The sequence below is a fragment of the Geomonas silvestris genome (genome assembly GCF_014193515.1).
GTDB lineage: Bacteria > Desulfobacterota > Desulfuromonadia > Geobacterales > Geobacteraceae > Geomonas > Geomonas silvestris.
Genome location: NZ_BLXX01000003.1, coordinates 106886 through 119351, shown reverse-complemented (window position 1 = coordinate 119351; position 12466 = coordinate 106886). Strand labels below are relative to the sequence as shown.

The 12466-nt window shown below is 64.1% G+C and carries 16 protein-coding genes; all 16 read right to left on the bottom strand.

Annotated features, from left to right (window positions below):
* Nucleotides 1-253 precede the first annotated feature (253 nt).
* The 16 genes from GMST_RS06835 to flgF all read right to left on the bottom strand — a co-directional run bounded on the left by GMST_RS06835 (nt 254) and on the right by flgF (nt 12461).
* On the bottom strand, nt 254-649 hold the full coding sequence (locus GMST_RS06835; RefSeq protein ID WP_183353892.1) for a hypothetical protein: 396 nt from the start codon (nt 647-649) through the stop codon (nt 254-256).
* Entirely contained in the window at nt 646-1074 is a 429-nt protein-coding gene (gene fliS / locus GMST_RS06830; protein ID WP_183353891.1) for a flagellar export chaperone FliS, read from the bottom strand. The genes GMST_RS06835 and fliS overlap by 4 nt, the downstream gene beginning before the upstream one ends.
* A 175-nt stretch (nt 1075-1249) precedes the next feature.
* Nucleotides 1250-2695 carry a flagellar filament capping protein FliD gene (gene fliD, locus GMST_RS06825; RefSeq protein WP_183353890.1) on the bottom strand — a complete coding sequence of 482 codons (1446 nt, stop codon included), beginning with the start codon at nt 2693-2695 and terminating at the stop codon, nt 1250-1252.
* 185 nt (nt 2696-2880) lie between these two features.
* Nucleotides 2881-3708, bottom strand: coding sequence for a flagellin N-terminal helical domain-containing protein (locus tag GMST_RS06820; protein WP_183353889.1), 828 nt, complete (start codon nt 3706-3708; stop codon nt 2881-2883).
* A gap of 242 nt (nt 3709-3950) precedes the next feature.
* Nucleotides 3951-4439 (bottom strand): flagellar assembly protein FliW, encoded by a 489-nt coding sequence (locus tag GMST_RS06815; protein ID WP_183353888.1) that lies wholly within the window; start codon nt 4437-4439, stop codon nt 3951-3953.
* A 5-nt stretch (nt 4440-4444) separates the two neighbouring features.
* Nucleotides 4445-4684: a carbon storage regulator CsrA gene (gene csrA, locus GMST_RS06810; protein WP_183353887.1), complete on the bottom strand. Its 240-nt coding sequence runs from the start codon at nt 4682-4684 to the stop codon at nt 4445-4447.
* A 10-nt stretch (nt 4685-4694) separates the two neighbouring features.
* On the bottom strand, nt 4695-5600 hold the full coding sequence (gene flgL / locus GMST_RS06805) for a flagellar hook-associated protein FlgL (RefSeq protein WP_183353886.1): 906 nt from the start codon (nt 5598-5600) through the stop codon (nt 4695-4697).
* A gap of 83 nt (nt 5601-5683) precedes the next feature.
* A complete protein-coding gene (gene flgK / locus GMST_RS06800) occupies nt 5684-7111 on the bottom strand; it encodes a flagellar hook-associated protein FlgK (protein WP_183353885.1) in 1428 nt (475 codons plus the stop codon).
* Nucleotide 7112: 1 nt separating this feature from the next.
* Complete coding sequence (locus GMST_RS06795) at nt 7113-7610, bottom strand: flagellar protein FlgN (RefSeq protein WP_183353884.1); 498 nt, start codon at nt 7608-7610, stop codon at nt 7113-7115.
* A 38-nt stretch (nt 7611-7648) separates the two neighbouring features.
* Nucleotides 7649-7957, bottom strand: coding sequence for a flagellar biosynthesis anti-sigma factor FlgM (locus tag GMST_RS06790; RefSeq protein ID WP_183353883.1), 309 nt, complete (start codon nt 7955-7957; stop codon nt 7649-7651).
* A complete protein-coding gene (locus tag GMST_RS06785; protein ID WP_183353882.1) occupies nt 7947-8294 on the bottom strand; it encodes a rod-binding protein in 348 nt (115 codons plus the stop codon). Before GMST_RS06785 ends, GMST_RS06790 begins: the two co-directional genes overlap by 11 nt.
* A 14-nt stretch (nt 8295-8308) precedes the next feature.
* A complete protein-coding gene (locus tag GMST_RS06780; protein ID WP_183353881.1) occupies nt 8309-9409 on the bottom strand; it encodes a flagellar basal body P-ring protein FlgI in 1101 nt (366 codons plus the stop codon).
* Nucleotides 9410-9464: 55 nt separating this feature from the next.
* The gene (locus tag GMST_RS06775; protein WP_443093441.1) at nt 9465-10133 is read right to left on the bottom strand and encodes a flagellar basal body L-ring protein FlgH; all 669 of its coding nucleotides are present in this window, start codon (nt 10131-10133) and stop codon (nt 9465-9467) included.
* 26 nt (nt 10134-10159) lie between these two features.
* Nucleotides 10160-10903 carry a flagellar basal body P-ring formation chaperone FlgA gene (gene flgA / locus GMST_RS06770; protein WP_183353879.1) on the bottom strand — a complete coding sequence of 248 codons (744 nt, stop codon included), beginning with the start codon at nt 10901-10903 and terminating at the stop codon, nt 10160-10162.
* A gap of 1 nt (nt 10904) precedes the next feature.
* The gene (flgG, locus tag GMST_RS06765) at nt 10905-11693 is read right to left on the bottom strand and encodes a flagellar basal-body rod protein FlgG (RefSeq protein WP_183353878.1); all 789 of its coding nucleotides are present in this window, start codon (nt 11691-11693) and stop codon (nt 10905-10907) included.
* Between the two features lie 51 nt (nt 11694-11744).
* The gene (flgF, locus tag GMST_RS06760) at nt 11745-12461 is read right to left on the bottom strand and encodes a flagellar basal-body rod protein FlgF (protein ID WP_183353877.1); all 717 of its coding nucleotides are present in this window, start codon (nt 12459-12461) and stop codon (nt 11745-11747) included.
* Nucleotides 12462-12466 lie beyond the last annotated feature (5 nt).

Here is a 12466-nt window from a genome sequence, read left to right as displayed (position 1 = left end):
CGGCCAACACGAGAAAAGGGGTCACCTGCCGCGCAGGTGGCCCCTTTTTTTGTAGCTATGCCTACCAGTCCTGTTACCAGGTCCCCCCTCTCCCGGAGTGGCGAGGGAGTTTTTTTCCGACCGAGGTGGTTTGCCAAGGACCTCGTTGTTTGACTCGATATCGATGCTCTAAATGCCGCCACAACGTAAAAAGGGGCTCCCTGCTCTGCAGGTGACCCCTTTTCCTCTGTTTGGGCAATAGTCTCTTTCTGCGTTACATCGAAGTTCTCAGGTGCGAACGTGTGCCGAAGTGCGCGTCGTACGCCCTCCCCACGCTGGCCGATTTGGCGATGGAAGAGCTCTTCGCCCTGATGCACTGCTGCTTGTCCTGCGCCAGACCGATGACCAGCCCGTCGACCGCCAGGATCTCCCTGGTGATCTCCTCGCGGAAGGCGCGGAACTCTGCGCCGCCGGGGCTGTCGGCCACCGGCCGGAACCGGGCGTCAAAATCTTGAAGAGCGTCGACGAGACTCTGACGCCGCTCGAGCACCTCGGCTACCCCCTCGGGATCGAGCCTCCCCAGGTTCCTGAGCAGGTCCGTAGCCTCTGCGAGCAGCATCTCGTACAGCTTGCGCCCCTCGTCGAAAAGCGCGCCGGAGCCCCCGGTCACCGCCGGCTCCCCGCGGCCTGGAGCTTGTGTTCCGCCTTGTTGGCGCAACGCTCGTTCCTGACGATCTCCACGGCATCGGTCCAGGTATCGCGCAGGTTGGTCATGATCTTGATGGCATTTTCCAGGGATTTCGCGTCGTTTTTCAGGTTGGCGCCGGTCAACTCGCCGATGACGTACAGGTAGAGGCGCTCCAGGTTTCCTGCTATTTCGCCGCCGGTATCGTGGTTCAGGGTGTTCATCAGTTCCGTCACGATGCCGAGGGCCTTGCCGATGTAGATACCCTTGCCGTTGATGTCTCCCCGATTCATGTTATCGAGGGCCTGGCGGGAGAATTTTACCGCGCCATCGCACAGCATGAGGAGGATTCCCTCGGGCGAGGCCGTGGTGACCTGCATGTTCTGGTATTGGTTAACCGCCGCGTACATGATGTAGTCCTCCTGAGAATCTGCCCGTGCAGCCTTTGAGCCGTAACAAGGGCTGTCGTTTGATCTGGAACCGCGGGCTTTGACCGGATGCGTCCGGCGCACCTCGCGGTTGTCGGTCCGCCGCCAGCGACCCCCGACACCGCAGGAATCACTGCAGGAAGCGGGCCGAACCCCATCAGTTACTGCTATTACTGCTACTGCTGCTCGAACTGTTCGATGCGAAGAAGGAAGTGACCAGGTTCCCCTGGGCTTTGAGGTTTGAAACCGTTTTCTCCATGGCTGCATACTGCGCCTCGAGGTTTGCCTGCAGTGCGGTTATCCGGTCTTCCTGGGTGGCAATGGCATCGTCGAGCTGTTTGTTCTTCAGCGTCAGGGTATGCTTGGCGATCTCCAACAGTCCGTTGCTGGCAACTCCGTCAGCCGTGTAGGCGTGCACCATGGTTTCGATGACCAGGTTGAACTGCTGCGCGATGCCGTACTTGTTCCGGGCCAGTGTGGTCGCAGAAGTACCGCCGTTGTGGGCGAAGTAATCGACCACGTCGTTGTAGTGGTTGGTGAGGTTGCTGGTCAATTTCGCCGAGTCGAGGGACAGGGTGCCGGTCTTGGAGTCGGATTTGATACCGATGGACGCCAGAGAGTTGAAGGTGCCGCTGGTTCCGACCACCGGGGAGGTCAGCAGCGACTGAAGTTGCTGCTTGATGCCGCGCACCGTGGAGTCGCCCGAGAGTATCCCGGCGGTCTTGCTGGTGGCGTTGTAGGTGGACTCCGAGTTTATAAAGGAAATCACGTTGTTGTAAGCCGTGACAAAGTTGTTGAGTTTGGTGGTGATGCTGTCGGTGTCGGTGGTCACCGTGATGTTGGTGCTGGAACCTTCCTTGGCCAGGTTGAGCGTGATCCCCTGGATGGCGTCGGTGACCGTGTTGGACTGCTTGGTCATCGAGACGCCGTCGACCTTGAAGCTGGCGTCGGTGCCGGCCTGGTAGGTGGGTCCCGCCTGCGGCAGGTTGGGTACCAGCGCGCCGGTCCCGCCGACGGGGTCGGTTGACAGGCCGCTGAAGTCGAAAGCGTAGTTTTTGGTGTCGTTGCCATTGACGACGAGGCGGTAGTTGGCGCCGTCGTTGATGACCGAGGCGGAGACGTTGGCACCCGAGGAGTTGATGGCCGAGGCGAGCCCCTGCAGGGTGTTCTGCCCTTCGGCGATATTTACCGTGGTGGTGGTGCCGGAGCCGTTATTGATGGTGAAGCTCCCGGTGCTGAAGATCTTGCTGGTGGCGCTTGCCACTCCGTCGGAAACCTGGCGCTGGTTGTGGGCCAGGGAAATCACCTCCACCGTGTGGGTACCGGGGGTGGCACCGCTCGCGGTGCTGGCGGTAAGCACCGAACTGTCGAGGACGGACGCCTTGGTTGCGGCGAAGGTCGCCGGGGAGTTGAAGCCCTTGACGACGTTTTGCAGGGTGCTGAGGTAATCTTCGATCTTCTGCAGATCGGAGATCTTGGTGGTGTTGGTCGTCTGCTGGTTTTTCAGAAGGGTTTCGGGACGGCGCTCGAGCGCCACCAACTGGCTGATGATCGATGCGGTGTCAATGCCTGTCGCCAAACCGGAAAAAGAAATAGTAGACATGGCTCCTGCCTCCTCTGAAAAAAACGCGTTGTCTGCCCTGACTCCGGGCATTATCAGCGCCCAACCTTACGCCGCGTCGTCCCTGGAGACGGCTCGGCTGCCGGCGACGGTCCTTCACTAACCTTCCTTAGCAAAAAAGGAGGGGCCGAAGCCCCCCCTTTGGGTCGTACCAACTAACGTTACTCTTAGCCCAAGAGTTTGAGGGCTGCCTGCGGCAGCTGGTTGGCCTGCGACAGAACCGAGATGCCGGCCTGGTTCAGGATCTGAGCGCGGGTCATGGCTGCGGTCTCGGAAGCGACGTCGGCATCGGCGATGCGGGACTGCGCTGCGGAGGTGTTCTCGGCGGCTACCTGCAGGTTGTTGATGATGGACTGGAAGCGGTTCTGGACGGCACCCAGGTTAGCGCGCTGTGCGGAAACCTTGGAGATGGCGCCGTCGATCTTGGCCAGCATGTCCTGTGCGGACTGGCCGGAGCCGGTGCCGAACGCGGTGCCGACGCTCAGGCCGGTTGCGGTCATCGACTTCAGCTGGACGGTGATGGTGTCGAATGCAGAAGTGCCGGTGCCGACCTGGATCTTGATCGAGGTGGCAGCACCACCGGTCAGCTTGATGCCGTTGAAGTTGGTGGCGGAGGCGATGCGGGTGATCTCCGAAGCCAGCTGGGTGAATTCTGCCGCGATGTAGGAACGCTGCGACTGGGCAACGGTGTTGGTCGCTGCCTGGGTGGAGAGTTCGCGCATACGGCTCAGGATGTTGCTGACCTCGTTGAGGGCGCCTTCCGCGGTCTGCACCAACGACACGCCGTCGTTAGCGTTGCGGATAGCCTGGTTCATCGACTTGACCTGCGCCTTCATCCCTTCGGAGATGGCGAGACCGGCTGCGTCGTCAGCGGCGCTGTTGATCCGGAGACCGGAAGACAGACGCTGCAGCGACTGGTTGAGGGCTACCTGGGTTTTGGAGAGGTTACGCTGGGCATTGAGGGACGCTACGTTGGTGTTGACAGTTAAAGCCATGGTGAATTCCTCCGTGAGTGGTTGCGGGCTTCCGTGCCCTATGGGTTGACGATCGACCAGTGACGCTTGATCAGGTCCTGGAGTGAAGTTGTTCAGGGCTTGCCCTCTGCGCCGCGGGGGTTACCCTTGCGCCGCATCCGGCATCTGGTGAACTATTCGGTTTTTGCGGCTCAAACTTTAGAGAAAAAATGCTCGGACGAAAAATTCTTTCCGGCGCGCTGCGCCGGGCGCCTGCTGGCCCGTCAGGCAGGCTGCACGGCCCCCGGTGCCGGCTTCTTGCCGCTGCGCCGTCCCCCTTTCACGCTCTCCTGGGGAGCGAAGAGCGGCTGGCGCGTCGGGTAGGTTTCCCCTTCGAAGACGATCTGCCGGGCGATCTGCCGCTCGGGGTTGAGCGCGATGGGGCCGCGCAGGTTCGCCGTGATCTGCTTGGGATCCTTGGCCATGGTGACGACCAGCAGGAAGACCACCGCGCCGGCCTCGCCCAGCTCGAGCGAGCTGCACTCCTCTGCCGTGAGCCGGAACTCCATCCGGGGAAACCAGTGCTTCGCGTCGGTCACCACGAAGGCGAGTTCGGGCTGGCCTACCGACTGAAGCCAGCAGAACGGACCGAGGTTTGGCGGGGTAAGCAGTACGAACCGGGTGCCGGCAAAACCGAGCATCCCCTGCGGCATCTCTACGACCTTGCTCTCTTCGATTTCCAGAGCACCGAAACGTGCTGTCTGCACTTGCATCGTGTTCACCCCTTCTCGCCGCCGCCGAGCAGTTGCACGGCATTTTGCAGATCGGCCAGGTTCCAGTCGGAGGCCTGCTGGTTTTCCTGTTGCACCGTGACGATCACCTCCTGGCGATAGATGCGCAGGTCCTGGGGTGCCTCGATCCCGAGACGCACCTGGTTCCCCTTCACCTCGACCACGGTGATGTTGATCTTGTCGCCGATGGCGATGACCTCTCCGACTTTTCTGGACAGTACGAGCATGTTCCCCCCGCTACCTAAGGTAGTCGAGCAGCGAGATCTGCGAGATCTTGGCCGAGGCGGCGACCGCCGCGGAGTACGCGATTTGCTGCTTGGACAGATCGCTCATCACCTGGGTGAAGTCGACGTCCTGCAGGTTGGAAAGCACCTTGTCGGTGGCGATCTTCTTGTCGGCGGCGACCTCGGAGAGGTTGGTCAGGCGGTTCAGGTTGGCCCCCATGATGGAGCGCCCCACCAGGACCTGCGAGGCGGCCTTGTCCAGGTTGCCGAGCTCGGCCTGCACCCCGGCGGAGCTGCTGGGCGGGTTCATGGCGGCGATCATGTTGTCGAAGCTCTTCATGATGTCGACCCCGGTGCTGCCGGCGGGGAGCCCGCCCGAGACCAGGGTGGCACCCGAGTAGTCGACCGTCATCAGGGTTCCCTGGGAGATCTCCAGCTGGGTCGCGTCTATGGTGGCAGGCTGGAACGCCCCGGTGGTCGTATCGAAGGGCGGGGTGTCGTTGCGGTAGCCGCCGAAGAGGTACTTGCCGTTCAACTGGCTGTTGCCCAGGGTGATCATCTGGGACTTGAGCTGCTGCATCTCCTTCTGGGCGGCAGCCATGGACTCGTCCGAGTTGGTGCCGTTCGAGGTGGCGAGGGCGAGTTCCTTGGCCCTGACGAGCACGTCGCTCATCGCCGACATGGCCGAATCGCTCATGGTTAAAAGCGCCGTGGCGTTGGAGATGTTGCGGTCGTACTGGTTCTGGGCGGTGTTCTGGGCCTTCAGTTTGAGGATCTGCTGTGTGGCGACCGGGTCGTCGCTCGGCAGGCTGATCTTGGAACCGGTCGAGGCATACTGCTCGAGCTGGGTCTGGCGCTGCACAATACTCTGGAGGCTTTGCAGCACCAGGTTCGCGGTCGTGTTCTGGGTTACGCGCATGATGTACTCCTTCTTCGGGTCCCCCGCACCTGGCAAGCCTGCGGCGAGTCCACCTTTAGTTTCGGCTATCCCCGGTGCCCCACCTAGCGAACCAGGCCGAGCACCGCGTCGAGCATGTCGTTGGCCACGTTGACCAATTTGGCGGCGCCCTGGTAGGCCTTCTGGTACTTCACCAGGTTGCTCAGTTCCTCGTCGAGCGACACCCCGGAGTTGGATTCGCGGAGGTTGTTCATCTGGTTCAAGGTGCCGGTGCTCGAGGTTTCGGCGCGCTGGGACGCCTGGGCATCGACGCCGACCTTGCCGACCAGCGAGTCGTAGAACTCGGCCATGGTCATGCTGCCGCCGGGAAGCGTGAGCTTCGCGTCGTAGAGGGCGGCGATCTTCAGGCCGATCACGTTGTTCCCGGTGCCTCCGGTCGCCGGGGCGGTATCAGCGGCGGCGATGTCGGAAGGGTTGCTGATGCTCAGGGAGAGGTTGGCGGCGGTCACGGTGGCCGGCGGCGCCGGAGAGAACAGCGAGCCCCCGGTGACGCCGTTGAGGTCGTAACCGGTGGTGAAGACGTTGTTCACCTCGGTGGCCACGGTGGAGGCCAGCTGGTCCAGGGTTGCCAGATAGCTGTTCACCGTCACGTCGCGCATCTGGATGGTGGCGCCGAGCTTGCCCAGGCTGTTGTTGGGACCGCCGATGGTGCCGGTGACCGTGGTCGCCGCCCCGGTTCCCGGGGGGATGGCCACGATGTCCGAGTAGTTGGGAGGGAGGGCCTGGGGCTGCAGCATGAGCTTGCCGGCCGTGGTACCGGTCACCAGGAGCTCGCCGTTTTTCAGGCTCACGTTGAAGGTCCCGTCCGGTTGTTCCTGGGTGTCCACCCCGACGTTTCCGGAGAGCTGGCGCAAGAGCAGGTCGCGCTGGTCCCTGAGCTCGTTCGCGGTGGCTCCGGAGATCTCGGCCTGCTTGATGGTGCCGTTTAACTTGGCGATCTGCTGCAGCTGGTCGTTTATGTCGGTGACCACCCCCTTGAGCGACGTGTCCATGCTGTCCTTGACGTCGGTCAGGTTGTTGCTGATGTTGTTGAAATCGGTGACCAGTTGCTGCGCGCTGGAAAGGACGACCTGGCGTTCCGGTATCCCCCCTGCGTTGGCGGCGAGGTCCTGCCAGGAGTTGAAGAAGGACTGCAGCGAGGTGCCGAGCCCCGAGGCGGTCAGGTCGCTGAACAGGGGCTGCACCATCCCCATGGCGGAGTTGCTGGTGGTGGCGTTGCCGCTGGCCGAGTTGGCGGCCATCATCTGCGACTGCAGGAAGCTGTCGTAGTTGCGCTGGATCGCGGCGACCAGGACGCCGTTCCCCAGGGGGAAGCCGTGGGTCGTGGTGCTCTGCACCGAGTCAAAGACCACGCTCTGGCGCGAGTAGCCGGCGGTGTTCACGTTGGTGACGTTCTCGCCGGCAACGTTGAGAGCCATCTGCTGCGCGTTGAGGCCGGTACTGGCGATGTCCAAGAGGTTGCTGACGCTCATGTCATATCTCCCTGCATACGATTCTGGATCGGGCGGCGCCGTCGATGATCCGGCCGGCCCCGCCGTAGGTGGCGTTGCGGTTCAAGAGGCGGCCGAAGAACTCGAGGGACCGGTTCACGGTGCCCAGCGCGCCGCTCAAGAGGTCACCGTTGCCGCGCAGCAGCTGGTCGAAACGCTCTCCCATCTGCATAAGCGCCGCCTGCAGGCCGTGCAGCGCCTCCCGCTGCGGCTCGGCGAGCCGGGCGACGAGCGGCGAGAGGCTCTTCGCCTCGGGCATCCCGAGTTCGCCGGCGAGTTGGGCGACCTGGCCCCGGCAGCGGCGGGTGAGCTCCTGGAGCTCGTTCAAAAGCGCGCTCGTTTTCTCCGTCACCTCGGCAAGCCGCTCCAGGTTCGACTCCAGGATGCAGCCGCGTTCCTCCTCCAGGTAGGGGATCACCCGCTCCAGCAGCTGCTGTTTTTGGGTCAAAAGGGCGATCAGTTTTTCTTGGGTATCCGGCATCTGAGATTCTCCTGTTACGTTGGGGGTCTACCGGGGGCTTACCCTACCCCGTGCGCTTCCATAAGGCTCTGGGCCACCGAGCGCCCGTCCGGCAGTCCGGACTGCAGCTGCTGCTTGGCGAGAGCCACCTTCTCCGGGCGAACCTCGGGGAGTGCCGCGAGCTGCTGCTTCAGGCTGGCGATCTCCCTGAGCTTCGCGGAGAAGACCACCCGCTCCTGGCTCGCCGGCTTGGCGGCGGCCGGCGTCTGGGCCGCTCCCTGCACCGGGGTAGTGGATGCGACCGAACCGGCCGGTGCGGTGCGCCCGATGTCGACCAGATAGGGGGGGCCCGATCCCTCAATTCTCATGTTTGATCACCTTCCCGGCTTGGTTGCCGCGGGTAAGCTCCTGCTCCAGGCTCCTGGCCAGGCCGACGCCGCCGCTTTTGGCGGCCGTCGCCGCGTACTCCTGGTCCAACAGCGACTGGAAGGTCTCCTCGCCGCGCCCGCCGCCGGTCATCTTGTCCTTGCCGACGGTGTCCCGCATCGATTTGAGCATCATCCCCAGGAACATCGCCTCGAACTCCTGGGTCACCTTCCTGACCGCCGCCGGATCCTTATCGGCGGCCCGGCCGGCGGACTTGAGCGCCTGGTTCTGTTGGGGCGCTCCGGCAATGCCCGCGCCCGACAAACTGTTGATCTCCATCTCCTGGTTCTCCCTTACATCACGCTCAGATCGGCGTTCAGCGCGCCCGCGGCCTTGATGGCCTGCATGATCCCAAGGAGGTCCCTCGGGGTGACGCCGAGCGTGTTGAGCCCCCGGACCACGTCGCTTAAGTTGGCCCCCTCCCGGATCAGGGAGAGGTTCACGCGCTCCTCGGCGACCTTGACCTCGGTCCGGGGGACCGTGGTGGTGGTGCCGTTGGAAAACGGCCCGGGCTGGGAGACCCGGGGGGTCTCCTTGACGACCACGGTGAGGTTGCCGTGCGAGACCGCTACCGTGGAGATGCGCACGTTCTCGCCCATGACGATGGTGCCGGTCCGCTCGTTCATCACCACCCGTGCGGTGACATCCGGGTTCACCTCGAGCCGTTCCAGGTCGGCCACGAACTCGACCACCCGGCCGCGGTAGGGGTCGGGGACCATGATCTGCACGCTGCCGGGGTCGGTGAGCGCCGCGACGCCGCCCTGGAAGCGCTCGTTGATGGTGCGCGCCACCCGGGCGGCGGTGGTGAAGTCGGACTGGTGCAGGTTGAGCTTCAGGACGCTCTTGTCGGCGAGCACGTTGGGGAGTTCCCGCTCGACGAGCGCCCCCCCCGGTACCGTGCCTGCGGTGGGGTGGTTCTTCACCGCGCTGGTCGCCTGGCCGCCGTAGGAAAACGAGTTGGTGAGGATGGCACCCTGGGCGACCGCGTACACCTGGTTGTCGGCGCCCTTCAAGGGTGCCATGAGGAGCGTGCCGCCCGCGAGGCTCTTGGCGTCGCCCAGCGAGGAGACCAGAACGTCGAGCCGGTTACCCTGCTTGGCGAAGGGGGGGAGCTGGGCGGTCACCATGACGGCGGCGATGTTCTTGACCGTCAGCTCGGTGCGGCCGATGGTGACCCCCATCCGTTCCAGGGCGCCCACCAGGGACTGCACCGGGAACTTGGTCTGGTCGGTGTCGCCGGAGCCGTTCAGGCCGACCACCAGGCCGTAGCCGATCAGCTGGTTCTCCCTGACGCCGTCGAAGGCGGCGATGTCCTTGATGCGGGCCGCCAGGCTGAGCTGGGGGAGCGCGAGCAGGAACAGGGCTATGAGGTATGCGGTACGCAGAGTTTTCATGGTGACCTTGTGCTCTTTGATCGGACAGATCGGTCCGCTCGTCCTTGCCCGTTAGCTAGAACGGCCAGACGCTGTCGATGATGTTCATCAGCCACCCCGGCTTCTGCCGGTCGCTGATCACGCCCTTGCCGGTGTAGTTGATGCGGGCGTCGGCGATGAGCGCCGAGTTCACCGTGTTGTCGGCGTTCACGTCGCGGCTTCGTACCGTGCCGGTCAAGACGATGATCTGGTCCTCGTTGTTCACCTTGACGTTGCGGCGCCCCTCGATCATCAGGTTCCCGTTGGGGAGCACCTCCATCACCTTGGTGGAGATGGTCGCCGTCAGGGTCTCGGCGCGGCTCGTGGAGCCGGAGCCGTCGAACTTCGTGGAGAAGCTCGCGTTCAAGAGGTTCGCGAGGTCAAACCAGCTCTTGATCGGGGTCTTCTCGAGCCCCAGCAGGTTCGGCATCCCGGCGCTCAGCGAACTGGCCCGGGAGGTCGCGGTGCTCGCCTGCTTGCTCGCCGAGGCGTTCTCGGAGATCACCACCGTGACGATGTCGCCCCTGCGGCGCGCCTTCAGGTCCTCGGCAAGCCCCGTGGAGGAGGCCTGCCAGAGGCTCCCCGAGGCGTAGTTCATCTGGGGCCGGGGGATCTGCTCGTCGAAGGCCGGGGTCCTCACCTCGGTACTTTGGTGCGAACAGCCGGAAAGCCACAGCGGCGCCAGGAGCGCGGCTGCGGCGAGAATCTGGGGAAAACGTGCGGTACGGTACATCAGAAATCCACCTTTACCGTCGTCGCGTCTACCACCCGCGCGGCGATCTCCTTCTGCGAGGACAGGTTCTGCACCGAGATGGTGTCCCCCACGGCGCCGGAAAGCTTGGCGCGGCCGGTGGCGGTGATCCTGACCACGTCGTTCTCGGCCACGATGGTGACCAGCTGGCCGCTCTTCACGACCGGGACCCGCTCCAGGTAGTCCCCCCGCAGGGGCGCGTTGGCGCGGATCGCGCTCTTCACCCTGAGCCCCACGACCTCGTCCGGGGTGCGGCTGAAACGCCCCTGCACGTGGGCCAGGTCGCGGCGGTCCAGGGCCACGTCGGCGGCACTCACCACCTCGCCGCGCTCCAGGGTCCGGGTCGCCACCACCATCTCGGCCAGCGCCTCGACCTCGACCTGCACGGTGAGGTTCTTCTTCACCTGGTCGTCCACCCGCACGATAAGCGCGAGCGAGGTGCTGCCGTACCCTTCCCAGCGGTTGGGGGCCACCACCTCGAAGCTCGCCTTGCCGGCGGGGAGTTTCAGATCCCCGCTGACCCCGATCTTCTTCACCACGACCTGCGCGCTTAGGTGCTCGGTCTTCTTGACCAGGAACTCGCGGATCACCTGGCGCAGCTCCTCTTCGGTCACCACGCTCCCCGCAGCGACTGCCGGGGCGGCCGCCGGGGCCGGCGCGGCGGGTGCCGCGTACGCCGGGAGCGCCAGGGCGAGGAGTATCAGGCCAGCCAGGAGGGCTCTCATGTTAGCGTTTGAGGCTTGCTGCCTGCTGCAGCATGTCGTCGGAGGCCTGCACCGCCTTCGAGTTGATCTCGTAGGCGCGCTGCCCCACGATCATGTTCACCATCTCCTCCATGATACTCACGTTGCTCATCTCGACGTACCCCTGCTCCAGGGTTCCCAGGCCGTTTTGGCCGGCGGTCCCGGTGGTGGCCGCCCCCGAGGAGTCGGTGGGGAGGAAGAGGTTCTTGCCGATGGCGTTGAGGCCCGAGGGGTTGGCGAAAGAGGCGAGCTGCAGGGTGCCCACCGTGGTGGCGGCGGTCTGGCCGGCCTGCTGTACCGAGACCGTGCCGTCGCTTCCGATGCTGATCTTGGTCGCGTTACTGGGGATGGTGATCTCCGGCAGGATCGGCGAGCCGTCCGCGGTGGTCACCCGCCCCTGGCCGTCTTTCTTCAGGGTGCCGGCCCGGGTGTAGGCGGTGGTGCCGTCGGCCTGCTGCACCTGGATGAAGCCATCGCCCTGGATGGCGACGTCCAGCTCGTTGCCGGTCTGGGTGATGTTGCCGGCGGAGAAGATCTTGGTGACCGAGGCGGGCTTCACCCCGAGACCCACCTGGATCCCGGTCGGGTTGGTGGTGGTGTTGGTCGCCGGCGCGCCGGTGGTCTTCACGGTCTGGTACATGAGATCCTGGAAGTCGGCGCGGCTCTTCTTGAAGCCGGCGGTGCTCACGTTGGCCAGGTTGTTGGCAACCACGTCGATGTTCATCTGCTGCGCCTGCATCCCGGATGCTGCGGTCCATAAAGCCCTGATCATGGTTGGTCCTCTCCTTTGTTAGCGGTCCGAATCCTGCCGACCGGTCGGATGTTAAATTTTGCCCAGCTCGGTGACGGCCTTGGTGGCCAGGTCGTCGTAGGTCTTCACCGCCTTGGTGCACAGTTCGAAGTAGCGGTTCGCCTCGATCATGCGGGCCATCTCCACCATCACCTTCACGTTGGACCCCTCCAGGTACCCCTGCTTCACCTGCGCGTTGGCCGCGCTCGGGACCGCCTGGGGATCGGCCGGCTTGAACAGGCCGGCGCCGAGCTTGGTCATCTGGTAGGGCTTCGGGAAATCGACGGTGGAGAGGGTCGCCACGGCATTGCCGTCCACGTTCACCACCCCCTTGCCGTCAATCAGTACCTGCTTGCCGGAAACCGTGATCGCCCCACCCTGCCCCTGCACCTCGTACCCTTCGGCGGTAACCAGCTTGCCGCCGGCCCCGCGGTGGAAGTTCCCCTGCCGGGTGTAGGCCAGCCCGTCCGGGGTGTTCACCACGAAGAACCCCTCGCCGTCCAGGGCGACATCGAAGACGTTGTCGCTTCGCTGCAGCGCGCCGGGGGCGAAATCGGTGGAAAAACGCTCGCTGGAGAGCGCGGGGTCCTGGCTGCCCGGGTTCTGGGCGTTGGCGAGCAGGCTTTCGAACTGGATCTGGTCCGCCTTGAAACCGGAGGTATTCGCATTGGCCAGGTTGTTGGAAACCACCTCGAGCCGCCTCTGTGCCGTCAGGTTGCCCGAAAGGGCCGCATACATGCCGCTATTCATGGTGT

Coding starts and splice junctions, on each gene's coding strand:
- flgG (WP_183353878.1), bottom strand. CDS start 11,693: ATGATCAGGGCTTTATGGACCGCAGCATCCGGGATGCAGGCGCAGCAG.
- csrA (WP_183353887.1), bottom strand. CDS start 4,684: ATGCTCGTACTGTCCAGAAAAGTCGGAGAGGTCATCGCCATCGGCGAC.
- GMST_RS06790 (WP_183353883.1), bottom strand. CDS start 7,957: ATGAGAATTGAGGGATCGGGCCCCCCCTATCTGGTCGACATCGGGCGC.
- fliD (WP_183353890.1), bottom strand. CDS start 2,695: ATGTCTACTATTTCTTTTTCCGGTTTGGCGACAGGCATTGACACCGCA.
- GMST_RS06820 (WP_183353889.1), bottom strand. CDS start 3,708: ATGGCTTTAACTGTCAACACCAACGTAGCGTCCCTCAATGCCCAGCGT.
- GMST_RS06780 (WP_183353881.1), bottom strand. CDS start 9,409: ATGAAAACTCTGCGTACCGCATACCTCATAGCCCTGTTCCTGCTCGCG.
- flgA (WP_183353879.1), bottom strand. CDS start 10,903: ATGAGAGCCCTCCTGGCTGGCCTGATACTCCTCGCCCTGGCGCTCCCG.
- flgK (WP_183353885.1), bottom strand. CDS start 7,111: ATGAGCGTCAGCAACCTCTTGGACATCGCCAGTACCGGCCTCAACGCG.
- GMST_RS06795 (WP_183353884.1), bottom strand. CDS start 7,610: ATGCCGGATACCCAAGAAAAACTGATCGCCCTTTTGACCCAAAAACAG.
- fliS (WP_183353891.1), bottom strand. CDS start 1,074: ATGTACGCGGCGGTTAACCAATACCAGAACATGCAGGTCACCACGGCC.
- GMST_RS06815 (WP_183353888.1), bottom strand. CDS start 4,439: ATGCAAGTGCAGACAGCACGTTTCGGTGCTCTGGAAATCGAAGAGAGC.
- flgF (WP_183353877.1), bottom strand. CDS start 12,461: ATGAATAGCGGCATGTATGCGGCCCTTTCGGGCAACCTGACGGCACAG.
- GMST_RS06785 (WP_183353882.1), bottom strand. CDS start 8,294: ATGGAGATCAACAGTTTGTCGGGCGCGGGCATTGCCGGAGCGCCCCAA.
- flgL (WP_183353886.1), bottom strand. CDS start 5,600: ATGCGCGTAACCCAGAACACGACCGCGAACCTGGTGCTGCAAAGCCTC.